This window comes from Burkholderia sp. BCC1208, assembly GCF_902833095.1.
Lineage (GTDB): Bacteria > Pseudomonadota > Gammaproteobacteria > Burkholderiales > Burkholderiaceae > Burkholderia.
Genome location: NZ_CADFDY010000002.1, coordinates 1 through 24,858 on the forward strand (window position 1 = coordinate 1; position 24,858 = coordinate 24,858).

The following is a 24,858-nucleotide window of genomic DNA, read 5'->3' on the forward strand; positions in this document are numbered from 1 at the left end:
CGGCTCGGCTCGGCATCGGCTCGGCTCGGCTCGGCTCGGCTCGGCTCGGCTCGGCTCGGCATCGGCTCGGCATCGCCGTCGCGTCGGGGGCTGCACGTCGCGCAACGCCGCTACCCGCGCAGCGGACCATCCGTATCGCCCGCTTCGATTGCCGGCGCTTCGAGCCGGTGATCGCGCACGCCGTCGTCCAGCAGCCGCAGCATCAGTTCCGCCAGCGCGCGCCCCGATGCATGCCCGGTCGGCTGCACGACCGCCGTGACGCGATACGGATGCGCGATATCGGGCGGCACGCCGTCATAGACGATCAGCGACATGTCCGCGCCCAGGCGCAGCCCGCTGTCGGCCAGCGCGCGAAACGCGCCGGCGCCCGCGATGTTGTTGTCGACCAGCAGCGCGGTCGGCGGCTCGGCGTGCGCGAGCAACGCCCGCGCTGCCTGCAGCCCGCCGTCGTGCGTAAACGGGCACTCGACGAGCAGCGCCGGATCGATCTCGATACCGGCTTCGCGCAATGCCGACAGATAACCGGCACGCCGCTGCGCGGCGAAATTCAGCGTCAGCGGCGCGCTGATCATCGCGATGCGCCGATGCCCGAAGCCGATCAGCCGGCGCACCGCGTCGCGCGCGCCCGCCTCGTTGTCGAAGTCGAACCACGCATACGGGCCGGCCGCCTGCGTGCGGCCGTACGCGACATACGGAAACGCGTTCGCTCGCAGGTACGCGATACGCGGATCGTCCACCAGCGTGCGCGCGACGATCAGCCCGTCGACGAGCTTGCCGTCGACGATCCGCCGATAGGTGTCCAGTTCCGCGTTCGGTCGCGCGGACGCGATGATGAAATCGAGATTGCGCTCGGCGAGCCGCTCGGTGATGCCCGCGACGACTTCGCCGAACCGCGGATCGCCGAGATCGCCGGCGCCGAACGGGTAGACGATCCCGATCACGTCGGCCCGCCCGGTCGCGAGCCGCCGTGCGGTCGGGTCGGCCACGTAGCCCATTTCCCGCGCGGCCTTCGCCACGCGCTCGCGCGTCGCCTCGCTGACGTCGTCATAACCGTTCAACGCGCGACTGACCGTGGTCCGCGACAAGCCGAGCGCGTCCGACAGCACCTTCAGATTCACCTTCACCGTCATTCCTCGCATTCGCCGATCCGCCCGGCGGCCCGACGACCGGGACACGCCGACGGGTAATTATTTCCATTGGGTAATCATTACCGTCAAATAAATATCTTTTGCGTTCCAAACCGGTTTGAAATAGCATCCAAACCGGTTTGGACATCGATGCCCACTCAGCCGTTCACTTTCACCTTCCAAGGAAACAACGACGAGATGACATACTTTCCCCTTTTCCGCCCGGCCGCGGCCAAACGTTTGCTGCTCGCTGGCGGCGCACTCGCCGCCTTCGCGTCCGTCGCGCACGCGCAGTCCGGCGGCACGGGCGCGCCCGTGCCCACGCCCCATACGCAGCAAGCCTACGATCCCGAAGGCAATTTCACGATGCGCTGGACGCGGGCGGACATCCGCCAGATCGTCGCGCAATCGCATACCGCCGGCGCCGACAAGAATTCGCTGCCGCAGGCGCTGACGATGCCGGACATCCCGCAGGATTTCCCGCTGATCAACTCGAACGTGTGGGTGTGGGACACGTGGCCGCTGGCCGACCTGCGCGCGAACCAGCTCAGCTACAAGGGCTGGGAGGTGATCTTCTCGCTCACCGCCGATCCGCACGCCGGCTACACGTTCGACGACCGTCACGTCCACGCCCGCATCGGCTTCTTCTATCGCCGCGCCGGCATCCCCGCGTCGCAACGCCCCGCGAACGGCGGCTGGACCTGGGGCGGCCACCTGTTCCCGGACGGCGCGAGCGCCCGGGTGTTCGGCACCGCGCCGATGACCAACAACGCCGAATGGTCGGGCTCCGCACGCCTCACGCACGGCGACAACGTCAGCCTCTACTACACCGCGACGTCGTTCAACCGCTCGGCGCCCGGCGGTGCCGACATCACGCCGCCGCAGGCGATCATCACGCGCACCGACGGCCACATTCACGCCGACGACAAGCACGTGTGGTTCAGCGGCTTCGACGATCACAAGGCGCTGCTGGAACCGGACGGCAAGTACTACCAGAGCGGCCAGCAGAACACCTACTTCTCGTTCCGCGATCCGTTCGTGTTCACCGACCCCGCCCATCCGGGCAAGACCTACATGGTGTTCGAAGGCAACACCGGTGGCCAGCGCGGCGCACGCACCTGCACCGAGGCCGATCTCGGCTACGCGCCGAACGATCCGAACCGGGAAGATCTCAACGCGGTGATGAATTCGGGCGCAGTGTATCAAAAGGCCAACGTCGGCCTCGCGGTCGCGACGAACCCGCAACTGACCGAGTGGAAGTTCCTGCCGCCGATCCTGTCGGCGAACTGCGTCGACGACCAGACCGAGCGCCCGCAGATCTATCTGAAGGACGGCAAGTACTACCTGTTCACGATCAGCCACCGCACGACGATGGCAGCCGGCGTCGACGGCCCGGACGGCGTGTACGGCTTCGTCGGCAACGGCATCCGCAGCGACTTCCTGCCGCTGAACGGCGGCAGCGGCCTCGTGCTCGGCAACCCGACCGACTTCTCCGCGCCGGCCGGCGCACCGTATTCGCAGGACCCGAACCAGAACCCGCGCGAATTCCAGTCGTATTCGCACTACGTGATGCCGGGCGGGCTCGTCGAGTCGTTCATCGATGCGATCGGCCCGCGCCGCGGCGGCACGCTCGCGCCGACGGTGAAGGTCAACATCAACGGCACGTCGACGGCGGTCGACCGCACGTATGGACGCGGCGGCCTCGGCGGCTACGGCGACATCCCGACGAACCTGCCGGCGACGGGGGCCGGCCACAACGACGGCCCGGGCACCCGCCCGTAACGGCGGCGGCAATCAGGATAGCCAACGATAACGATCGTCGCTGAAGGCACGAGGTTCAGGAGGCGCGTATCGCGCGTGTCGCGTGTGCGCCTCCTCTTTTTTCGACTTTTCTTTCGAACCCTTGCGCATGCCGCCGTTGCAGCCGGCGTGCGCCCTCCTTTCCCGCTTCGCCCGACGAAGCGCCCGGCCCCGCATGAAATCGACGTCTTTCCGCTTTTCCGTCCGCCTCGTCCGGCTGCTGCTCGTTTGCATCGCCTGCACGCAGGCCGCCGCCGCTGCGTGCGACACGCAGGCCGGCAACGGCACGCCGCAATGGCGGCCCGCCCTCCACTACACGCCGCAGCGCAACTGGATGAACGACCCGAACGGGCTCGTCTACGAGAACGGCCGCTATCACCTGTTCTATCAGTACAACCCGCTCGGCAACGACTGGGGCAACATGTCGTGGGGCCACGCGACCAGCACCGATCTCGTCCACTGGCGCGAGCAGCCGGTCGCGATGCGCGCGAACGCCACCGAGGAAATCTTCTCCGGCTCGATCGTCGCCGACACCCTGAACACGTCCGGTCTCGGCAAACCGGGCCACACGCCGCTCGTCGCGCTCTATACGAGCGTCTACAAGCCCGGCTCGGGTCACGCAGCCGGCATACAGGCCCAGTCGCTCGCGTACAGCCTCGACCAGGGCACGACCTGGCAGCCGTATGCGCACAATCCGGTGCTGACGCTCGATCCGGAATCGAAGCAATTTCGCGACCCGAAAGTGTCGTGGTATGCGCCGGGCGGCTACTGGTTGATGACGACGGTCGTCGCCGATGCGCACGTCGTGAAGCTCTATCGTTCCGACGACCTGATCCACTGGTCGTTCCTGAGCGACTTCACGCTGCCGGACGTGCCGCATGCGGGCGCGCTGTGGGAAATGCCCGATCTCGTCCCGCTGCCGCTCGACGGCGATCCCCGCCGCATCAAGTGGGTGATGATCGTCAACGTGAATCCGTGGTCGATCGCCGGCGGTTCCGGCGCGATGTATTTCGTCGGCAACTTCGACGGCCGCACGTTCGTGCCCGACCGCGTCGCGCCGGCCGGCTCGGATCCCGCGCAATTCCGCTGGGTCGATCACGGCGCCGATTTTTATGCGGCCGGCACGTTCTCCGGCGCACCGGGCGCCCGGCCGGTCGCGATCGCATGGATGGGCAACTGGGACTACGCGGCAAAAGTGCCGACCACCCCATGGCGCGGCGCGACCACGCTGCCGCGCGAACTGTCGCTGAAGACGATCGACGGCGAACCGCGCCTCGTCGTCGCGCCCGCCGCCGCTTTCGACGCATGGGCCGACGGCCGGCCCGCCGTGCACGAAGGCGACGTCACGGTCGACTCCGCTACCCGGGTGCTGTCGGCCGCCACGCGCGGCGTGGTCCAGCGCATCACGGTGACGCTCTCGACGCAGCGTGCCGCGCGCGCGGGGCTGATCGTCCGGCGCTCGAGCGACGGCTCGATCGGCACCCGGATCGTGTACGACACGGCGAAGCGCACGCTGACGCTCGACCGCTCGCAATCCGGCGAAGCGAATTTCGCCGGCACGTTCAGCCGCGAGCACATCGTCGATCTGCCGCTCGAACACGGGCAACTGCGGCTCGAAATCGTCGTCGATCGCGGGTCGGTCGAAGTATTCGCGAACGGCGGCCGCGTGGTGCTGACGGACCTGATCTTCCCGCCGCTCGATGCGGATCGCGTGGCCGTGTTCGCCGAGCAAGGCCGCGCGACGTTCGCGGGGTTGACGGTGACGCAGCTGGAAGCCGGCGGCGCGACGCATGGCGCCTGTGCGTCCCGATAGAGGCATGTGACGGGGGGCCGCTCGCCCGGCGCCGTATCGGCCGGTGACGGTCCCCGCCCGCCTCGCCTCTCAGAGCAGCCCCATCCCGCCCGACGCGATGATTTCCGCGCCGACGATGAACGCGGATTCCGGCGCGCTCAGGTGCAGCACCGTCGACGCGATTTCATCCGGCGTGCCGAACCGGCCGACCGGTACGAGCCCCCTGATCTTGTCGGCGGTCTCGTCGAGCGCCGCCGCATCGAGCCCGAGCTTGCCGTACAGCGGCGTCTGCACGGGCCCCGGGCTGACCACGTTCACGCGCACGCCCTGCGGCAGCAGTTCCGCCGACAGCGTCCTCGCGAACGAATTGACGGCCGCCTTGCTCGCCGCGTACACCGACGAGCCGGGCATCCCGATATGCGCGTTGATCGAGCCGTTGATCACGATCGATGCGCCGCGGTTCAGCAGCGGCACGAGCGACTGGATCTGGAAATACGCGCCCTTCACGTTGGTGTTGAAGACAAGATCCCACATTGCTTCGTCGCTGTCGGCGAACGGCGCGAGCTTCGCGACGCCCGCGTTGACGAATACCGCGTCGAGCCGTACGCCGGCGGTGGCGATCGCGTCGGCCAGCGCGCGGGCCGACGCGACGCTGCCGGCTTCGTTGCGAATCGCCAGCGCCCCTTCGCCGAGCGTCCGACGGGCGGCTTCCAGCGTGTCGGCGTCACGCCCGGTGATGAGGACCCGCGCGCCTTCGGCTGCGAATGCCTTGGCGGCCGCCAGGCCGATGCCGCTGTTGCCGCCCGTGACGAGGACCGTCTTTCCTTCGAAGCGTTGCATGATGTTCTCCTGTGAACCGGTGAGTTGACCGTGAACACAGGATGCGCGCGGCGCACGGCATTGCCGTGCGGCCGGCACGACGAACATGTTCGAAAACGTCGAACATGTTGGCGCGGGCGCGCTCAACCGACCACGTCGATCCCGTCGAGCAGCCGCTGCACCAGTCGCGGCTCGCGCAGTTGCTCCAGCCACCATTGCAGCGCGCGACCGTCGCGGTCGCCGTGCCACGCGACGTAAAGCAGATTCGGCTCGCGCGGGTCCGCCGTCTGCTTCTCGACCAGCTCGCCGCGCGCGAGCAACGACGTCACGCGCCGGCGCGGCACCCAGCCGACGCCGAGCGCATCGCGCTGCGCGAGGATCTTCGCGCGCATCGACGGCGCCGCGAGCACCGCCTGCCCGCCGAGCAGGCCATACGCGCGGCCGGCCGCGCGTCGCGACGAATCGGCGACGACGACCGCGCGATGCGCACCGATCGCATCGCGCGTCAGCACCCCGCTCGCGGACGCCAGCGGATGGCGCGGCGACACCGCGAACACCCATTCCATCGCACCGAGTTCGAACCACTTGAGGCCCGGAATCGCCGGCGGCTCGTTGGTCGCGCCGACGACCAGATCCGCGCGGCCGTCGCGCAACGCTTCCCAGGTGCCGCCGAGCACCTCGTGCGTGAAGCGCAGCGACACGCCGGAAGCGAGCGCATCGAATGCGCGGACGACCGGCAGCAGCGTATCGAATTCCAGCACTTCGTCGGTGACGATCCACAGCCGGTCCTCCCAGCCGCTCGCGACCTGCCGCACGCGCTGCGTCAGCCGTGCGACGTCGAGCGCCAGCCGCGCGGCCTCATCGGCCAGCAATTGTCCGGCCGGCGTGAGTTGCAGCCGGTAGCCGCGCCGGTCGAACAGCAGCGCGTCGAACCGCGTTTCGAGCTGGCGTGCCGCGTGCGACACCGTCGACGGCGCCTTGCCGAGCCGCGCGGCGGCACGCGACAGGCTGCCGGTGGCGCGGATCGCGTCAAGCAGCGCCAGTTCGTCGTCGGACAGCATGAGGTCGCTCCACGGTAAGGGTGTCGTGGATCGTAAGGCACTAACGGGCCGCGGTCCAATCGGGCGATGGCGGCGACAGCCGCCTGCCGCGAACCGGCGCCGACGTCGGCCACTTCCGGTATGCTGGCTGGAGCAAAATCACCCCGATCAAGGTAACCACTGCGATGGACATCGCGATCCGCATCGAAGGCCGTCACGATCTGACGGGGCAAATCTTCCGGCAACTGCGCACCGCGATCGTCGATGGGCGCCTCGAAGGCGGCGCGCGGCTCCCGTCGACGCGCGACCTCGCGAAACAGCTCGGCGTGTCGCGCAAAACCACGCTCGACGCATTCGAGCGCCTCGTCGCCGAGGGCTACCTGAATACACGCGCCGGCGACGGCACGTTCGTCGCCGACGGCCTGGCGCGCGTGCCGCACGCCGCGGCGACGTCGGCGCCGTCGATCGTCGACGAGATGCCGCGCATCGACGCGGTCGATGCGCGTGCGCTGTGGAACGACCTGCCCGATGCGCTCGCGATGCCCGCGCCGCACGACTCGCCCGGCTTCGACTTTCGCGGCGGCGTGACCGACAAGACGCTGTTCCCGTTCGACGCATGGCGGCGCTGCCTGCATCACGCGCTGCGCCAGCAGGCACGCGGCCCCGGCCAGTACCACGACCCGGCCGGCGACCCGCAGTTGCGCGGCGCGATCGCGCGCTACGTCGCATTCAGCCGGGCGGTCGCATGCAGTTGGGAGGACGTGCTCGTCACGCAAGGCGCGCAACAGGCGCTCGACCTGCTCGCGCGCGTGGTCGTGCGGCCGGGCGACGTCGTCGCGGTCGAGGATCCCGGCTATCCGCCCGCGCGCGCCGCGTTCGCGTCGCTCGGCGCGACGGTGATCGGCGTGCCGGTCGACGCGCACGGCCTCGTCACGGAACCGCTGCCGGACGACGCGCGGCTCGTCTACGTGACGCCGTCGCACCAGTTCCCGCTCGGCATGCCGATGACGCTCGATCGCCGCGTCGCGCTGCTCGAATGGGCGCAGCGCCGCCGCGCGGTGATCATCGAGGACGACTACGACGGCGAATTCCGCTTCGAGGGGCGGCCGGTCGAATCGCTGAAGAGCCTCGACCGCACGGGCCTCGTCGCGTACGTCGGCACGTTCTCGAAGACGATCTTTCCCGAGCTGCGGATCGGCTACGCGATTCCGCCGCGCGCGTTGCGCGGCGCGCTGGCCAAGGCGAAGCAGATCGTCGACTGGCACACGTGCACGCTGACGCAGGCGGCGCTCGCGCGCTTCATGCACGAAGGCGATTTCGCGCGGCACCTGAAACGCGTGCAGAAGCACTACGACGCGCGCCGCAAGATGCTGATCGCGCACCTGCGCGGCGAACTCGCGCCGTGGTTCGACGCGATCATGCCGACCGCCGGCATCCATCTCGCCGCGTACCTGAAGCCGGGGCTCGACGAAGCGGCGCTGGTCCGCGCGGCACGCGCGCAGGACATCGGCCTGTACGGGATCTCGGCGTTCCACGCGGGCGTGCCGGTGCGCCCGGGGCTGCTGTTCGGCTATGGCGGAATCGACGCGCTGCGCATCGACACGGCGCTCGCGAAGCTGGCCGGTTTGCTGGGTGCCGGCCTCGCAGGCGAATCGTCACTGGTTACCTGAATTTCCACGAAATTGGTTATTCAAGCAGGCCAGTACGCGTCCTAAAGTAGGTCCTGTCGCGCCACCGTGGCGCTACCCAACCGAAAAGGACCTGTCATGCAACCGCGCCTGAACTTCTATGCCGCCAGCCCGAATGCCATCAAGGTGATGCGCAACGCCGAGGAATTCCTCGCGAAGAGCTCGATCGAGAAGCCGCTCGCCGAACTCGTCCGCCTGCGCGCGTCGCAGATCAACGGCTGCGCGTTCTGCGTCGACATGCACACGACCGACGCGCGCAAGGGCGGCGAAACCGACCGCCGTCTCGCGACCGTCGTCACGTGGCGCGAAACGCCATTCTTCACCGAGCGCGAACGCGCGGCGCTGGAATGGACCGAGGCGCTGACGCTGGTGGCAAGCAACCATGTGCCCGACGCCGTCTGGGAAGCCGTGAAGCCGCACTTCACCGACGAGGAGCTGTTCGACCTGTCGATGCTGATCGCGACGATCAATTCGTGGAACCGCTTCGCGATCGCGTTCCGCAAGATGCCCGAGTAAGGAGCCGACGATGATCCGTTCTCCGCTCCATCGCGTCGCGCCGTACGCCTGGCTCGTGCTCGCGGCGGCACTGCCGGCCGCCGCCCACGCGCACGACGCCGGCGACGCCGTGCACGCGATCATGCAGCAGGCCGTGCCCGAAGCGCCCGGCAAGCACGTCGTCGTCGCGACGGTCGACTATGCGCCCGGTCAGGCGTCCGAAGCGCACCGGCATCTCGGCTCGGTGTTCGCCGTCGTGTCGAAAGGCGAAGTGCTGTCGCAGGTGAACGGCGGCCCGCTGCGCCGCTACCGCGCGGGCGAAGGCTGGTACGAGCCGCCGGGCTCGCGCCATCAGGTGTCGCGCAACGCGAGCGCGACCGAGCCCGCGCAACTCGTCGTGTTCGGACTGACGGGCGAGCATCAGCCGCTGAAATCGCCGATCGATCAGTGATCCCGAGGATCGGGCGAACGCTCGCGACGTAAACGAAAAAACCGGCTCGAAAGCCGGTTTTTTCATACCGCATGCCGTGAGCGGCGCTCGCGCGCCGCGCGACATCAGAAGCGGTGGATCAGGCCGACGCCAGCGGCGATCTGGTTCTGCTTCGAACCTGCGCCCACGCCGTCACCGATCGACGTGGTCGCCGCGATGATGCCGTTGCCCTTGCCGTTCAGCGTGTTGCCGCTTGCGTGCTGATAAGCCTCAACCGCATACAGGCCCGTGCGCTTCGACAGGCTGTAGTACTGCGACAGCGTGACCTGGTGGTACTTCGCCGCGCTCGAGACACCGTTCGACTGCGTTGCCGCCGTGTACGAGTAGCCTACCGCGAAGTCCCACTGAGCAGCTGCCTTCCAGTGCAGCACTGCGCCAGCCGTGTTGAAGATGGCCTTGTTCCGGAAGAACGAACCCGTGCCCGGCGTGTACTGGACGTTCGAGTACGACGCCGAAATATCCCATGCCGGCGTGAACTGATAGCCCGCCGTCACGGCGAGACGCTGCTGCGATTGCGCGGTCGCGTAGCCGTTGTTGATCGACGAAACTGCCGGCTGGTTGCCGTCGCCCGTTGTCGTCAGGCCGTTCTGAACCGTCGAGTTCGCGCCCCACACGCCGCCGCCCAGCGTCGAGTTGTTGACCTTCTGGTAGCCGACCGCGATGCCTGCCGGGCCGTTCAGGTACTGGATCGCCGCGCTCCACGTCGAGCCGCGGTTCGTCGCGCCTGCCACGCCGCCGAACGAGTACGAACCGCCGACCGTGAAGCCGTAGAACTTCGGCGACATGTAGACGAGCGAGTTGTTCGCGCGGTAGCTGGTATCCAGCGAGTCGATATCGCCCGGGTGCGCGCCGTAGTAACCGGTCAGCCAGGTCGTCGGGCTATACGGCGACAGCAGCGTGTAGTACGCCGTGTACTGACGGCCGGCCGTCAGCGTACCGTACGTCGCGTTGGTCATACCGACCCATGCCTGACGCGTGAAGATGCCGTTGGTCCACTGCGACGAACCGTTGTTCGCGTTGAAGCCGGCTTCCAACTGGAAAATCGCCTTCGTGCCGCCGCCAAGATCTTCGCTGCCCTTCAGGCCGAAGCGGCTGCCCGCCCAAATGCCGGTGGCCATCTGTACTTTCGAGTGACCGCCGGTGGTCGCACCGGTAGCCGACGAGTTGTTCTGCCAAGCGATGGCGTTGTCGACGATACCGTACAGGGTCACGCTGCTCTGGGCGTGGGCGGCGGTAGCGGCGGCGAGACCCACTGCCGTCATGGCGAAAGCGACGCGCTTTTTCATTGATTCTCCGTCCTCAAAGAATGTTTCTTTTCTGGTGTGGTTTTATGACCGACACATGTGCGAGTACATGCCGACGCGATTCTGACGGATTACCAATTGTTTCCCAACATGTGCGGTCGGTCATCGTATGATCGACGCAACGCGGCGGTTCACCAAACGGTTACATGACAGCCCGAAACGCTTGTGCGGCGGGCGTTTCCGGCATTTGCCGGTGAAAACCCTAGCTTTACATTTTTACGGGTGCAACACGACCGTCCGATGTCGTCAGACGCCTTCGGCAACCAAACGTCTTACAAAAGCGCGATCGAAGCTGACGCCGCGATTCACGCCGCCGCGCAGGATCGCCGACGTTCGTGACATCCGCATTTCGAGACACGAAATCATGAAAACGTTTTAGTCGGCGTGCCGGAGACCGGACAGGAACGGCCCGCGAACGCGGGCCGGAAGCGATGCCGACGCGTGTCGCGCCGGCGATCTTCAGTGCTGCGTCGCAAGCCGCGCGCTCACGGCATCGGCGAGCGTGGCCAGGCGCGCGCGGATCGCCGTGTTCGAACCGACCAGCGCGAGCGACGCCGCCATGATCCGGTAGATGCGCTTTCTCGGCACCTTGGCCGGCTTCGCCGGATCGAGCCACGCAGCGTGGCCGGCCAACAGTTCGAGCGTTTCGAGGCCGATCATGATCGGCCACAGGCAGGCGAGCCGCAGCCGAACGAAACGGCGCGGAATCGCAAGCGTATACAGACCTGCGTCGCGATACTGGTCGAGCGCGACGCGCAGCAGGTCGACCAGCACGCCGCGCGCGCGTGCCGAAGCCTCCGGCTGCATCAGGTCGGCCACGACGAGCCCGTGCGCGCCCAGCACGTCGTCGGGCAGGTAGCAGCGGCCGATGCGCAGATCCTTCGCGCAGTCGCGCAGGATGTTGGTCATCTGCAGCGCCTTGCCGAAACGGATGCCCTTCTCGCGCATGTCCGGCAGATCCCAGCCGCGCGCGGCGCGCGTGTGCGCGCCCGTCATGTCGGTCCAGAACTCGCCGACGCAGCCCGCGACGAGGTACGTGTAACGGTCGAGCACGTCGCGCGTCGGCAGCGAGGCGACCTGCCCCGACTGCTCGTCCGGAAACGTGCGCAGGTCGAATTCCATCCCCGCGGTGAGCGTCGCGACGACCTTGCGGATCGACGCGCGATCGGCCTCCGGCTGTGCGCGCAGCAGTGCGAGCATCGGCTCCATCGAGCCGAGCAGCAGGTGTTCGTGCGAATCGGTCTGCATCCGCGTCACGTCCTCGAGCGAACGCGACAGCGCCGCGCCGTCGCCGAGCCGCTCGACGTCGTCGCGCAGGTCGGTCAGCAGCGCCGCGCGGCGGTCGGGCGCGACGAGCGCCGTGTCGGCGATCGTGTCGGCCGCGCGCGCAAGCAGATACGCGAGGCCGACCGGGTCGCGCATGCCGTCGGGCAGCACGCGCAGCGTCAGGTAGAAGGAGCGGGAAACGTTCTTCAGTAGCTCGCCGAGCAGATAGGCGGGATCGGTATGGGTCGTCATGGGTCGGGAAAAATCGGCCGGCGCGGGCCCCGGACGCACGCGGGCGCCGGGCACCCGCGCCGGCCCGCGAGTCGCCGCATCGTCGCGCCGGGCGGGCGTCGGCCCCGGTGCGGCGATGCAAAATTCCCGCAAGTTTAGTGCATCCGGCGCAGGGGCAGCCGGCGATGGCCGGAATGCGGCGCGGGCAAGGCTGGGCTCAATCGCCCCGCCGCGTGCCTTGCTCCCAAAAAACGAACAGAAAGGTCGAAGTAATACATATGTAATTATTCGATGCGACGATCGCGCACCGTTCGATTCCGCGTAGCCCGGCGCCTGCCAGGCCACCGGCGCGAGCGCCCTTTTCCGACTCCGTTTCGAAGGTCCATCGACATGCTCCTCAAGCGCCCGACCTCCCTGCGCTACGTCCCGTTCGCCTGTGCCGCCGCGTTCCTGCTCGCCGCGTGCGGCGGCGACGACGATCTGACGCGCGATCCCACGCAGCCGATTTCCGCGAAGGTCCAGGTGGTCGGCCATCGCGGCGCGAGCGCGCTGCGCCCCGAACATACGCTCGCGTCGTACCGCAAGGCGATCGAGGACGGCGCGGACGTGATCGAGCCCGACCTCGTGTCGACCCGCGACGGCGTGCTCGTCGCGCGCCACGAGAACGAGATCTCGGGCACGACGAACGTGTCGACGCTGCCGCAGTTCGCAAGCCGCAAGGCGACCAAGACGATCGACGGCGCGCAGTTGACCGGCTGGTTCACCGAGGATTTCACGCTCGCCGAACTGAAGACGCTGCGGGCGCGCGAGCGCATTCCGCAGGTGCGCCCCGCCAACACCGCGTACAACGACCAGTTCGAGATTCCGACGTTCGACGAGATCGTCGCGCTCGCGAAACAGATGTCCGCGCAGACCGGCCGCACGATCCACCTGTATCCGGAAACCAAGCATCCGACCTACTTCCAGTCGATCGGCCTGCCGCTCGAGGACCGCCTCGTCGACGCGCTGCTGAAGGATTCGTACACGTCGCGCACGGCGACCGTCTACATCCAGTCGTTCGAAGTCGCGAACCTGAAGACGATCCGCAACCGGATCAAGTCGAGCCAGCCGAACTGGAAGCTCGTGCAGTTGATGGACGAAGCCGGTCAGCGCCCGTACGACTTCGTGAAGGCGAACGACAAGCGCACCTACGGCGACCTGTCGACGCGCGACGGCATGCGCGAAATCGCGGCCTATGCGAACGGTGTCGGCCCATACAAGACGTCGATCATCGCGGTCGCAGCGGACGGCACGCTGCAGCCGCCGACGCCGTACGTGCGCTACGCGCACGAGGCCGGCCTCGTCGTGCATCCGTACACGTTCCGCCCGGAGAACAACTTCCTGCCCGCGTCGCTGAAGGACGGCGGCACGCCGGCCACGCGCAACACGGCCGGCTCGGTGCGCGAGATCCAGGCGTACCTGCGCGCGGGCATCGACGGCTTCTTCACCGACGATCCGGCCGTCGGCCGCACGGCCGTCGATACGTTCAAGCGCTGATTACGCTGAACGTGCCGAACCGTGCGGCAACCGGGTACGGCGCACGGCGTGCCGCGCCCGGTTGCGCCGCATCGTTCAGATCACGTTGAAGTGGTGCGTGCCGTCCCGCTTCAACTGATCGACCAGCCCGTATTCCCAGTCGAGATATGCCTGCATCGCCGCCGCCGCGTTGTCGGTGCCTTCGTACGGGCGCCGGTAGCGATCGACACGCGGCGACGCGAGGTGCGTCTCGCCGCTTTCGAGCGGCAGCCCGGCGTCGATCCATGCGGCCGTGCCGCCAATCAGCACCGCAACCTCGGCCGAAGCCGGCAGCAACGCGCGTGCATCATCCGCCGCGAACCGCGCCAGCAGGCTCGATCCGCACGTGAACACGTAGCGCTTCGCGGGCGGGATCACCGCCAGCGCGTCGCGCAACTGCGCACGCACGGCAAACCACGCGCCCGGGATATGACGCTTCACGTAGTTCGCGCTGGCCGTCACGTCGACGATCGCGAGTTCGCCGGGCGCGGCCTCCTTCAGCCAGCCGGCGAGCGTCGCGGGCGACACGTCGGTCGCGGGCGGCGTCGCCGGCACGTCGCGCGGCGGCTGGCCGCGCTCGACGAATGCCGCGGTACCGGCCGGTTCGACGACGCGCACGTCCCAGCCCATCTGCGCGAGCCACGATGCGGTCATGTCCGCGCGCACGCCGTCGTCGTCGGCCAGCACGATCCGCGCGCCGCGCACGGCCGCGTGATGGTCGGTCTCCTGCACGAGCTGGCCGCCCGGCGTGCTCAGGAAGCCCGGCAGATGGCCGGCTTCGTATTCCTCCGGCGTACGCACGTCGAAGCGGTACAGCGTGCGGCCCGGTTCGCCGAGCGCCGCGACGTCAGCCAGCGCGATGCGCGGCACGCCGGCGCGTTCGGCCACCGCGCGGGCGGCCCGACGCGCTTCGGCGCGCTGCGTCGCGTCGATCTCGTCCGGAAAACGGCGCGCCGCGCCGCGCTCGAGCGTCTGGCCGGCGAGCGTCCAGCCGATCGTGCCGTTGCGCAGCGCGGCGACCGGATTCGGCAGCCCCGCGTTGACGAGCGACTGCGTGCCGACGATGCTGCGCGTGCGGCCCGCGCAGTTGACGATCACCTGCGTCCGCGGATCCGGCGCGAGCGCGCGCACGCGCAGCACGAGTTCCGCGCCCGGCACGCTCGTCGACGTCGGGATGTTCATCGTCTGGTACTCGTCGAAGCGGCGCGCGTCGACGATCACGACATCGGCTTTCGCATCGATCAGCGCCTGCACCTCCTGCGCGGACAGCGACGGCGTATGGCGCTCGGCCTCGACCCATTCGCCGAACGACTTGCTCGGCACGTTCACGTCGATGAACAGTTCGCCGCCCGCGGCCAGCCAGCCCGCGAGGCCGCCGTCGAGCAGCCGCACGTCGGTGTAGCCGAGCCGCGCGAGCGTCGCGGCCGCGCGCGGCGCGAGATCCTCGCCGCCCGCTTCGCCGAACACGACGATCGGCGTGTCGCGGCGCGGAATCCGCGTCCACGCATCGAGTTCGAGCTTCGACAACGGAAAGTTGGCGGCCCACAGCGGGTGACCCTGTGCGTACGGATCTTCCTCGCGTACGTCGATCAGCGCGATCTCGTCGCGGGCCAGCAGGCGCGCGCGTACGTCCTGGTACGACGCGACGGGAAAGCGGGAGGTGGAATCGGCGGATTGCGTCACGATGTCTCTATGTTGAATACGTTGAAGTCGATGAAGAAAGCGGAACGGATCAAGCTTGGCCCCGCTGGCGCGCAACCGCACCGGGCCGCGCGAGCGGGCTTTGCGTCAGGCATTCGAATAGCCCGACACGAACGGCTTCACGGTACCGTCGTCCAGGTACACCGCGCGCTCGAGCTTGCCGATGTTCGCGCCGTACACGTGGATGCTGATCGATACGCGGTCGGCGAACGCGTTGGTCACGCGATGCACGTCGCCGATGCGCGGCGACACGGCCTCGACCTCGCCCGGCCGCAGCCGCACGGCGTCGCCTGCAGGCACCGGCTTGCCGGTCGCGTCGAACCGGTACGGCTGCGAGAACTCGCCGCCGCGCAGCATCCCGATCAGCCCCCACACCGTGTGGTCGTGGATCGGCGTCGTCTGGCCGGGCCCCCACACGAAGCTGACGACCGAGAAGCGCTCGTCGGGATCGAGATGCAGCAGGTACTGCCGGTAGCGCTCGGGATCGGGCTGCGCGAACGCGGCGGGCAACCAGTCGTCGCGCTCGACGAGCGCGGCGAGCAGCGCGCCGCCCTCGTCGAGAATGCGCGCCTCGTTCGCGCCGGACGCGAGCAGCGCATCCAGCCCCTCGACGAACTGACGCAGCGGCGCCTGTTGCAACGAAAGCGTACTCATCGGCCGTCTCCTCGAATATGATGCCGAATATGATGGATCGTCATGATGCACCCGAAAGACCATGCAGAACAAACATGAAAATTAGCGATATCGACGCTTTTGCAGCGGTCGTCCGCTGCCAGACCCTGAGCCAGGCCGCGACCGAGCTCGGGATGACGCAACCCGCGATCACGCGGCGCGTCCAGAATCTCGAGAAAGCGCTCGGCGTGACGCTGCTCGACCGCAACACGAAGCCGCCGCGCCCGACCGACATTGGCCGGCAGGTGTTCGAGCAGTGTCGCGCGATCCTGCGCGAGGTCGACGCGCTGCGCGAACTGACGGCCGGCCAGCAGCCGCTCGCCGGCGAATTCCGGATCGGGCTCACGCAAGGGCTCGGCGAGTTGATGCTGCCGGCGCTCATCGCGGACCTCGCCGCGCAGTGGCCCGCGCTCGCGACGCACGTCACGACCGCATGGGGCGGCCTGCTCGTCGAACGCATCGCCCGCCGCGAACTCGATGCGGCGCTCGTCTTCCTCGCGCACGAAATGGTACTGCCGGCGCAGGTGGAAGGCGAACGGTTGCTGGCCACGCGGCTCGTCGCGGTCGGCCGCAAGGGCGACTGGCCGCGCCGCAGCTACCGGCTCGCCGATTGCCACGCGCGCGGCTGGGTGCTCAATCCGGACGGCTGCGGCTTTCGTGCCGGCCTGCGGCGTGCGCTCGACGCGCAGGGCCTGCCGATGCCGGTCACGCTCGATGCGTACGGCCGCGACCTGCAACTGCAAAGCGTTGCAAACGGCTTCGGCCTCGGATTGATGCCGCTGCCGCTCGTCGAAGGCAGCCCATTGCGCGATGTGCTCGACATCGTGCAGCTCGCCGATTTCAAGCCGCAGATCGACCTGTGGCTGCTGCGCCGGCACGATGCGGCCCGCTTCGACGCGCCGCTCGCGGCCGTCGCCGCGCATGCGCGCGCGGCATTCGCGCTGCCCGAGCAATCGCACGACAAGGCCGCATAACGCGGCCGCGCGGCGCCGGCGCCGGCATCGCGCCACGCCGTTGCCGTGCGCGGCAACCCGGTCCGGATCACGCATCGTGTCGACCGCGTTCGCCCCCGTTGCGTGACGTTGCGTACGCCTCCGCGCTCGTTACTCCACGCATCGCCGCATCGAGCACCGCCCGCCCCGCCGCCACCGCGATCGCATCGTCCTGCGGCGTATGCACGCGGCTGCACAGCACGTCGCGATAGTGGCGTTCGAGCGGATTGCCGCGGCTCAGCCCGTGATTGCCCGACAGCTTCAGCGCCTGCTCGACCGTCCGGATCGCCTGCTCGGTCACGGTGCGCTTGACGAGGCCGCTGGTCGTCACCGACGGCGCGTTGCCGGCGTCGGTGCGCGCGATGTGATCGTCGAGGAGCACACGATTCGTGTGCAGCCAGCCTTCGATTTCGCCGACCGCCTCCTGCACGCGGGACAGCGTCGCGAGCGGCGCGCCGAGCCCGCTCGGGGCGCGCGTCGCCGCGAATTCGACCAGCCAGTCCCGCGACGCGCGCGCCACCGCGTCGTACAGGCTGCCGAGCAGCGCGACCATCCACGCCTGCTGGTCCGCCTGCGCGTCGGCATCCGCCTGCGTGGCGGCCGACACGGCCCATGCGTCCGGCACGCGCACGTCGACCGCGTGATCGGCCGGCAGCGGCACCTCGTCGAACACGACTTCATGGCTTCCGGATGCGCGCAGGCCGAGGTGATTCCAGCTTTCGATCACGCGGATGCGATCGCCGTCGGTATCGCGGTCGCGCGGCACGAGAAACACGCCGACGCGCGGCGCCGGTTCGTCGGTGCGCGCCCACACAGCCAGCCAGCGCAGCGCCGGAATCCCGGTGCTGTAGAGCTTGTGGCCCGACAGCCGCCAGCCGTCGCCATCGCGGCGCGCGATGGTCGCCGGCAGCCCGCCGCGCGACGGCGAACCGAGCGCGGGCTCGACGCGCAACGCATTAATCAGCGCGCCGTGCGCCACCGCGCTGTCGAACACCGCGCGCCGCGCTTCGGCCGGCCAGCGATTGTCGGCGCGGCCGAGCGCGCGATGCTGCAGATACGTCATCGTCAGCACCAGCGCGGTCGCCGGATCGGCCCGCGCGACCGCGGCGACGATCCGGCTCGCCCGCGCAAGCGTCGCCCCGGCGCCGCCATGCTCGCGCGGCACGACCTGCGCGATGAGTCCGGCACGATGCAGCCGCGCGAAATTCTCGTGCGGAAAGCGGCCATCGATGTCGTTGCGGGCCGCATCGGCGGCAAGCTCGGGGGCGAGGCGCTCGAGCAGCGCGGCGAGGCGCGCGTCGTTCGTCTCGTCGGTGGCTTCGGCGACTTCGGCGACTTCGGCGGCTTCGGCAGCTTCGGCAGCTTCGGCAGCTTCGGCAGCTTCGGCAGCTTCGGCAGCTTCGGCAGACAGGAGACGCAGCGCAGGCTGCTGTGACGACGAGGAAGCGGCAAGGCTGGCGGACATCGAAACGGATTCCCTGGGTAGTTCGAACACGGCGGCAAACACGGCGCCAATGCGCGCCCGATCATTCACGAGCCCACAGCGTATGCGCAACGCATGCGGCCCCAAACCATGCAAATCTGATATTCAAATCGGGATTGATTATTTCCATTCCGCATGATCGCGGCGTTAACCTGCGCTCCATTCCTGCCCGGCCGTGCGCCGGGAACGTCCCTGCACCGGAGACCCAGATGAGCGTCGAATTCATCGGCATGATCCAGAGCCAGAAGCAATCGGAAATCCACCCGGCGTCCGGCCCCGTGGTCGATCCCGACTATGTGCGCGACTTTGCCCGCGCCCACGAAACGGCCGGCTTCGACCGGATCCTCGTGCCGCACCACTCGACCGGCCCGTCGGCGACGCTGACGATCGCGTTCGCGGCGGCCGCGACCGAGCGCATCCATTTCATGCTCGCGCATCGCCCGGGCTTCACCGCGCCGACGCTCGCCGCACGGCAGATCGCGACGCTCGACCAGTTCAGCCGCGGCCGGCTCGCGGTGCACTTCATCTCCGGCGGCTCGGACAGCGAGCAGCAGCGCGACGGCGATTTCCTCGATCACGACGCGCGCTATGCACGCACCGACGAATACCTCGGCATCCTGCGGCGGATCTGGACCGACGCGCAGCCGTTCGATCACGACGGCGCGCATTACCGCTTCAAGCAGGGTTTTTCGGAAGTGAAGCCGTTCCAGCAGCCGCACGTGCCGATCTACTTCGGCGGCGCGTCGGAAGCCGCGCTCGCGGTGGCCGGCAAGCACGCGGACGTCTACGCGCTGTGGGGCGAATCGCTCGACCAGGTGCGCGATCTGACGACGCGCGTGCGCGCCGAAGCCGCCAAGCACGGCCGCCAGGTGCGATTCTCCGTATCGTTCCGGCCGATTCTCGCGGCGACCGAGGACGAAGCGTGGGCGCGTGCGCACCGCATCCTCGACGAAACGCGCCGGCTGCGCGAAGCGGCCGGACTCGGCGCCGGCGGCCCGCAGCAGAGCGAAGGCGCGCGCCGCCTGCTCGCCGCGGCCGACCGCGGCTCGCGCGTCGACAAGCGGCTGTGGACCGAGATCGCGAAGCTCACCGGCGCGCGCTCGAATTCGACGGCGCTCGTCGGCACGCCCGAACAGGTTGCCGACGCGCTGCTCGACTACTCCGACCTCGGCGTGACGACCTTCCTGATCCGCGGCTTCGATCCGCTCGAAGATGCGATCGACTACGGCCGCGAACTGATTCCGCGCGTGCGCAGCGCCGTCGCCGCCCGCGACGCGGCGCGCCGTGCCGCATGACGCCAGGGGAGCCGCACGCCATGTCCGCCGTCCTCGCCCCGCCCGCCCGAACCGCATCGGGCCTCGTGCTCGCCGACACCCCGCGCCAGCACTTCTGGTTCGACCCGCCCGCGCCGCGCGCCGACGTGGCCGCCGAGCGCCGCCACCGGCAGGAGCGGCTCGCGGCCGCGTTCCGCCTGTTCGCGCGCTTCGGCTTCGCGTCGGGCCTCGCCGGCCACATCACCGCGCGCGATCCGGAGCTCCCCGATCATTTCTGGGTGAACCCGCTCGGCGTGCATTTCTCGCAGATCAAGGTCTCCGACCTGCTGCTCGTCAACGCGCGCGGCGAAACCGCGATCGGCAAGCGGCCGCTGAACAAGGCCGCGTTCGCGATCCATGCGGCGATCCACGAAGCCCATCCGCACGTCGTCGCCGCCGCGCACACGCATTCGACCTACGGCAAGGCATGGTCGACCCTCGGCCGCCCGCTCGATCCGCTCACGCAGGACGCGTGCGTGTTCTACGAGGATCACGCGCTGTTCGACGACTTCACGGGGATGGTCGTCGACACGAGCGAAGGCGCGCGGATCGCCGATGCGCTCGCGAAGCCGGACGGCACCACGCACAAGGGCGTGATCCTGAAGAACCACGGCATCCTGACGGCCGGCCCGACGGTCGAGGCCGCCGCGTGGTGGTACATCGCGCTCGACAACGCCGCGCACACGCAGTTGCTGGCCGAGGCGGCCGGCACGCCGCAGCCGATCGATCACGCGACGGCGCGCCATACGCACGGCCAGATCGGCGGCCCCGACGGTGCGCTGCATGCGTTCGACAGCCTGTTCGCGCGCGTCGTCGCCGACGAACCCGACCTGCTCGACTGAGCCGCCCTTGTGCCACACCGGAGACCAGACCATGACCCACACCACCGCACCCACGCCCGCCGACGCGCACGACGACCAGCGCCGCCGGCTGCTGCGCGCGGCCGGCGCCGCCGCGCTCGCCGTGCCGGCGATCACGCTCGGCCGCAAGGCCTGGTCCGCGCCGCCGCTGAAGAAACTCACGTTCGCGTGGAACCAGAACGCGTTCTGCCTGACGCCGATCGTCGTCGCGCAGGAGCGCGGCTTCTTCGAGAAAAACGGGCTGAAAGTCGAGCTGATCAACTACAGCGGCTCGACCGACCAGTTGCTCGAATCGATCGCGACCGGCAAGGCCGACGCGGCGGTCGGGATGATCCATCGCTGGCTGAAGCCGCTCGAAGCCGGCTTCGACGTGAAGATCATCGGCAGCTCGCACGGCGGCTGCGTGCGGCTGCTCGGCGCGAAGGCGGCCGGCGTCACGACGTTGCAGGCTTTGAAGGGCAAGACGGTCGGCGTCAGCGATCTGGCCGCGCCCGGCAAGCACTTCTTCTCGATCCTGCTCGCGAAGAACGGCATCGATCCCGAGCGCGACATCACGTGGCGGCAGTATCCGGCCGACCTGCTCGGCGTCGCGGTCGACAAGGGTGAAATCCATGCGATCGCCGACGGCGACCCGAATCTCTACCTGCTCGAAAAGCGCAGCAACGGCGCGTACACCGAACTCGCGACCAACCTGTCCGGCGAATACGCGCGCAAGGTGTGCTGCGTGATCGGCGCGCGCGGCGACCTCGTGCGCAACGACCGGCCGTCGGCCGCCGCGCTCGCGCGCTCGATCGTGCAGGCCACCGAGTACACGCACGACAACCCGAACGAAGCCGCGAAGGTGTTCGCGAAGTATTCGCCGAAGATCAGCCCCGAGGATCTGCGCAAGCTGTACGCGACGCTCACCTACACGCATCACCCGACCAATGTCGACCTGCAGCAGGAAATCGCGTTCTATGCGGACGATTTCCGCCGCATCAGCGTGTTGAAGAAGAGCACGGACCCGCAGCGTTTCGCGCAGCAGGTCTATGCCAACGTACTGGGGTAACGCGATGTCGACGATCGAACACGCTTCCGCCGCACGCGCAGCATCTGCCCCGGCCGGCGGCGCGGCCAACGCCGACGCGACCCCGCGCGCGGCCTGCACGACCTGCGACGCCACGCTGGCCGCCGACGCCCGGCGCGCGCGCACCTGGCCGACCGGGATCGCCGCCGCGCTCGCGTGGGCCGCGCTCGGCGCGCTCACGCAACTGTGGCCGAACCGGATCGTCGGCTTCAGCGACTGGGCGTACACCGACACGTTCGGCACCGGCGCGTGGACGATCGCCGCGCTGCTGCTCGTCGCCGCGACGCTCGGCCATCTCGTTGCCGCGACCCGCACGCGGCTCGCACGAGTGCGGCCAGCCGGCCCGTGGCTCGTCGCGCTGCCGCTCGTGCTCGCCGCGTGGGAAATCGTCACCGCGAAAACCGGCTGGCTGCCGACGCCGTTCTTCGCGCCGCCGCAGGCGCTGATCGAGGTCTACGTCGACGACTGGCCGCGCCTCGCCGGCAGCGCCGGCAACACGCTGAAATTGCTCGCGCTCGGGTTCGCGTACGGCGTCACGGTGGGCCTCGCGGTGGGCGTGTCGATCGGCTGGTCGCGCCGGATCGGCTACTGGGTGCATCCGGTGCTGCGCGTGCTCGGCCCGGTGCCGGCCACCGCACTGCTGCCGCTCACGTTCTACTTCTTCCCGTCGAGCTATTCGGCCGCCGCGTTCCTGATCGCGCTGTCGACCGGCTTCCCGGTCGCCGTGCTGACGTGGTCGGGCGTCGCGAGCGTCAACCGGCAGTACTACGACGTCGCGCGCACGCTCGGCGCGAACGCGCGCTTCCTCGTGCTCCACGTCGCGATTCCGGCCGCGCTGCCGCACGTGTTCGTCGGCATTTTCATGGGGCTGAGCGCGTCGTTCACGGTGCTGGTCGTCGCCGAGATGATGGGCGTCAAGTCGGGGCTCGGCTGGTACCTGAGCTGGGCCCAGGGCTGGGCGTCGTACGTGAACATGTATGCGGCGCTGATCGTGATGGCGCTGCTGTTTTCCGGGTTGATCGCGCTGCTGTTCGCCGCGCGCGACCGTGTGCTCGCATGGCAGAAAGGAACCGTCAAATGGTAAGCGCCGCCGTACTCGAATCGTCCGCGGGCGTCGCGGCCGCCGCGCCCGCCGTCACGCCGCCGCGCGGCGCGCGCATCGACATCCGCCGCGTGAGCCATGCGTTCGACGGCCCCGGCGGCGCGCTGCCGGTGCTCGACGACGTCTCGCTGTCGGTCGCGGCCGGAGAATTCGTCGCGCTGCTCGGGCCGAGCGGCTGCGGGAAATCGACGCTGCTGCGCCTCGTCGCCGGACTCGACGCCGCCCGGCAAGGCACGATCGCGCAGGATGGCGTGCCGATCGAGCATCCCGATCCCTCGCGCATCGTCGTGTTCCAGGACCCGACGCTGTACCCGTGGCGGCGCGTGCGCGCGAACGTCGCGCTCGGCCTCGAAGCGCGCGGCGTGGCGCGCACCGCGCAGCATCGCGTCGACGATGCGCTCGCGCGCGTCGGGCTGCAGGACTTCGCGAACGTGTTTCCGCATCAGTTGTCCGGCGGAATGGCGCAGCGCGTCGCGCTCGCCCGCGCGCTCGTCAACGATCCGCGCCTGTTGATCCTCGACGAACCGCTCGGCAAGCTCGATTCGCTGACCCGGCTCACGATGCAGGCCGAGCTGACCGCCCTGTGGCAACGCGACGGCTTCTCCGCGCTGCTCGTCACGCACGACGTGGAAGAAGCGCTGTTCCTCGCGCAGCGCGTGATCGTGTTCGGGCCGCGCCCGGCACGGATCGTCGCCGAACTGCGCGTCGACCTGCCCTATCCGCGCCATCGCGGCGACCCGCGCCTCGCCGAATTGCGCCACGACGCGCTGCGGCATCTCGGGCTCGATGCGAGCTGGTAGATGCCGGGCGCCGTTCGACGTTTGGGTGCGGTACGCCGCAAACGCGCGCGATGAACGCGCCGCCGTTCGCCGACTGGGCCATCGCCTTCCTGCAACTGCTGTATCGCGCGCAAATCGCGCTGGCGCGCGTGCTGCACGCGATCGGCCTGACCGGCAACGCCGATGGCCAGGCGGCGTGGCCCTGGGCACACCGCATCGCGCTCGAAACGCTGCGCATCGACGCGGGGCTCACGCGGCAGCTCGCGTGCGCCTGCGGCGTGACGGCGCTGGCCGTCATGCTCGCCTGCATCGCGCTGGCCGCGCGCAAGTGGCGTGTCGCATCGGCCGTCGCCGCGCTGGCCGTCGCGTGGTTCGCGCCATGGCCGCCCGCTTCGCTGTGGCTCGCGCCTGCCGTGCCGACGAGTTTCCAGCGCGATCCCGCGCCGTTTTCCGTCGCGAACGTGACGCGCGGCGCACACCTGTATACGCGACATTGCGCGGCCTGCCACGGCGCGGACGGCCGTGGCGAAGGGCCGCTCGCGGCCACGCTCGCGCACTGGCCGCCGACCTTCGCCGGCACGCTGCTCGCGCGCAGGCTCGACGGCGAACTGTTCTGGCGCGTGCGCCACGGCACGCAGGACGCGCACGGCGCGGCGACGATGCCGGGCTTCGCGGCCACGCTCGGCCCGCGGGACACGTGGGCCGTGCTCGACTACCTGAAAGCGCTGGCAGCCGGTAGCGGCGCGCAGGCCGAAGGCGCGTGGCCGGTGCCCGTCCCGCTGCCGGCCCTCGACGTGCGGTGCGGCGACGCCGCGCCTCAGGCACTCGAGCGCTGGCGCGAAGGCCAGCGCGTGCGCGTCGTCGCACTCGCGCCGGGCGCGACGCCACCGCCGGAGGACGCGCGCTGGCAGACCTTGCTCGTCACCGAACGCGGCGCGCCCGTGCCGTCGTCGGAGGACTCGCGTGCGAACTGCGTCGCGACGACCGCCGATGCATGGCTCGCGTTCGCGACGATTGCCGGCATCGCGCCCGATGCGCTCGGCGGCACGCAACTGCTTGCCGATCGACGCGGCTGGCTGCGGGCGCGTGCGTTGCCCGGCAGCGCCGGCTGGTCGGATGCCGACCTGCTGTGCCGCTCGGATGCGCCGCCCCGACCAGCCGCGCGCGCCACGAGCGGCGACGCACTGACCGCGCTGCTGCTGCGCGTCGACAACGAACCCGTGCGCGACGTACAGGCCGGGCTCCCGCATTGAACCCACGAATCCTTCCTTCGACGGAACTTCA

General features: G+C 69.2%; 21 protein-coding genes. 13 read left to right on the top strand and 8 right to left on the bottom strand.

The genetic code is table 11. The annotated features are described in order from the left end of the window. Window positions 1-110 precede the first annotated feature (110 nt). Window positions 111-1,139, bottom strand: a complete 1,029-nt coding sequence (locus HWX09_RS04845; RefSeq protein WP_027782928.1) for a substrate-binding domain-containing protein — start codon at window positions 1,137-1,139, stop codon at window positions 111-113. Between the two features lie 186 nt (window positions 1,140-1,325). Here HWX09_RS04845 and HWX09_RS04850 point away from each other — a divergent pair, with 186 nt between their 5' ends. Continuing rightward, a complete protein-coding gene (locus tag HWX09_RS04850) occupies window positions 1,326-2,909 on the top strand; it encodes a glycoside hydrolase family 68 protein (RefSeq protein ID WP_027782927.1) in 1,584 nt (527 codons plus the stop codon). A 193-nt stretch (window positions 2,910-3,102) separates the two neighbouring features. Further along, the gene (locus tag HWX09_RS04855) at window positions 3,103-4,740 is read left to right on the top strand and encodes a glycoside hydrolase family 32 protein (protein WP_027782926.1); all 1,638 of its coding nucleotides are present in this window, start codon (window positions 3,103-3,105) and stop codon (window positions 4,738-4,740) included. 69 nt (window positions 4,741-4,809) lie between these two features. Here HWX09_RS04855 and HWX09_RS04860 read toward each other — a convergent pair whose 3' ends face one another. Together HWX09_RS04860 and HWX09_RS04865 are read right to left on the bottom strand one after the other, a co-directional pair. Then, entirely contained in the window at window positions 4,810-5,559 is a 750-nt protein-coding gene (locus HWX09_RS04860; RefSeq protein ID WP_027782925.1) for an SDR family oxidoreductase, read from the bottom strand. A 122-nt stretch (window positions 5,560-5,681) separates the two neighbouring features. Beyond that, window positions 5,682-6,599, bottom strand: a complete 918-nt coding sequence (locus tag HWX09_RS04865; protein ID WP_027782924.1) for a LysR family transcriptional regulator — start codon at window positions 6,597-6,599, stop codon at window positions 5,682-5,684. 164 nt (window positions 6,600-6,763) lie between these two features. Between HWX09_RS04865 and HWX09_RS04870 the strand changes: the two genes are divergently transcribed. The 3 genes from HWX09_RS04870 (at window position 6,764) to HWX09_RS04880 (ending at window position 9,212) form a co-directional block, all read left to right on the top strand. Continuing rightward, window positions 6,764-8,248, top strand: coding sequence for a PLP-dependent aminotransferase family protein (locus HWX09_RS04870; RefSeq protein WP_027782923.1), 1,485 nt, complete (start codon window positions 6,764-6,766; stop codon window positions 8,246-8,248). Between the two features lie 96 nt (window positions 8,249-8,344). Continuing rightward, the gene (locus HWX09_RS04875) at window positions 8,345-8,782 is read left to right on the top strand and encodes a carboxymuconolactone decarboxylase family protein (RefSeq protein WP_006479143.1); all 438 of its coding nucleotides are present in this window, start codon (window positions 8,345-8,347) and stop codon (window positions 8,780-8,782) included. Window positions 8,783-8,792: 10 nt separating this feature from the next. After that, a complete protein-coding gene (locus tag HWX09_RS04880) occupies window positions 8,793-9,212 on the top strand; it encodes a cupin domain-containing protein (RefSeq protein ID WP_027782922.1) in 420 nt (139 codons plus the stop codon). 104 nt (window positions 9,213-9,316) lie between these two features. Here HWX09_RS04880 and HWX09_RS04885 read toward each other — a convergent pair whose 3' ends face one another. Continuing rightward, a complete protein-coding gene (locus HWX09_RS04885) occupies window positions 9,317-10,537 on the bottom strand; it encodes a porin (RefSeq protein WP_027782921.1) in 1,221 nt (406 codons plus the stop codon). Between the two features lie 477 nt (window positions 10,538-11,014). Next, a complete protein-coding gene (locus HWX09_RS04890; protein WP_027782920.1) occupies window positions 11,015-12,073 on the bottom strand; it encodes a squalene/phytoene synthase family protein in 1,059 nt (352 codons plus the stop codon). A 369-nt stretch (window positions 12,074-12,442) separates the two neighbouring features. Between HWX09_RS04890 and HWX09_RS04895 the strand changes: the two genes are divergently transcribed. Continuing rightward, entirely contained in the window at window positions 12,443-13,588 is a 1,146-nt protein-coding gene (locus tag HWX09_RS04895; protein ID WP_027782919.1) for a glycerophosphodiester phosphodiesterase, read from the top strand. 75 nt (window positions 13,589-13,663) lie between these two features. On the opposite strand, the gene HWX09_RS04900 is transcribed toward HWX09_RS04895, so the two are convergent. Both HWX09_RS04900 and HWX09_RS04905 read right to left on the bottom strand, forming a co-directional pair. Further along, window positions 13,664-15,289, bottom strand: a complete 1,626-nt coding sequence (locus HWX09_RS04900; protein WP_027782918.1) for a rhodanese-related sulfurtransferase — start codon at window positions 15,287-15,289, stop codon at window positions 13,664-13,666. 105 nt (window positions 15,290-15,394) lie between these two features. Further along, entirely contained in the window at window positions 15,395-15,961 is a 567-nt protein-coding gene (locus HWX09_RS04905) for a cysteine dioxygenase (RefSeq protein WP_027782917.1), read from the bottom strand. Between the two features lie 17 nt (window positions 15,962-15,978). Between HWX09_RS04905 and HWX09_RS04910 the strand changes: the two genes are divergently transcribed. After that, entirely contained in the window at window positions 15,979-16,953 is a 975-nt protein-coding gene (locus tag HWX09_RS04910) for a LysR family transcriptional regulator (RefSeq protein ID WP_027782916.1), read from the top strand. 67 nt (window positions 16,954-17,020) lie between these two features. Here the strand turns inward: HWX09_RS04910 and HWX09_RS04915 are convergent, their stop codons facing one another. Beyond that, complete coding sequence (locus HWX09_RS04915; RefSeq protein WP_027782915.1) at window positions 17,021-18,436, bottom strand: acyl-CoA dehydrogenase family protein; 1,416 nt, start codon at window positions 18,434-18,436, stop codon at window positions 17,021-17,023. A gap of 227 nt (window positions 18,437-18,663) precedes the next feature. On the opposite strand from HWX09_RS04915, the gene HWX09_RS04920 reads away from it, so the two are divergent. The 6 genes from HWX09_RS04920 to HWX09_RS04945 are packed head-to-tail and all read left to right on the top strand — an operon-like array spanning window position 18,664 to window position 24,827. Next, window positions 18,664-19,749, top strand: a complete 1,086-nt coding sequence (locus HWX09_RS04920; protein WP_027782914.1) for an LLM class flavin-dependent oxidoreductase — start codon at window positions 18,664-18,666, stop codon at window positions 19,747-19,749. Between the two features lie 20 nt (window positions 19,750-19,769). Continuing rightward, the gene (locus HWX09_RS04925) at window positions 19,770-20,609 is read left to right on the top strand and encodes a class II aldolase/adducin family protein (RefSeq protein WP_027782913.1); all 840 of its coding nucleotides are present in this window, start codon (window positions 19,770-19,772) and stop codon (window positions 20,607-20,609) included. 31 nt (window positions 20,610-20,640) lie between these two features. Then, window positions 20,641-21,675, top strand: coding sequence for an ABC transporter substrate-binding protein (locus tag HWX09_RS04930; protein WP_027782912.1), 1,035 nt, complete (start codon window positions 20,641-20,643; stop codon window positions 21,673-21,675). A gap of 4 nt (window positions 21,676-21,679) precedes the next feature. Continuing rightward, window positions 21,680-22,777 carry an ABC transporter permease gene (locus tag HWX09_RS04935; RefSeq protein ID WP_027782911.1) on the top strand — a complete coding sequence of 366 codons (1,098 nt, stop codon included), beginning with the start codon at window positions 21,680-21,682 and terminating at the stop codon, window positions 22,775-22,777. After that, a complete protein-coding gene (locus HWX09_RS04940; protein ID WP_027782910.1) occupies window positions 22,771-23,595 on the top strand; it encodes an ABC transporter ATP-binding protein in 825 nt (274 codons plus the stop codon). The genes HWX09_RS04935 and HWX09_RS04940 overlap by 7 nt, the downstream gene beginning before the upstream one ends. A gap of 50 nt (window positions 23,596-23,645) precedes the next feature. Next, on the top strand, window positions 23,646-24,827 hold the full coding sequence (locus HWX09_RS04945) for a c-type cytochrome (protein WP_027782909.1): 1,182 nt from the start codon (window positions 23,646-23,648) through the stop codon (window positions 24,825-24,827). Window positions 24,828-24,858: the final 31 nt, after the last annotated feature.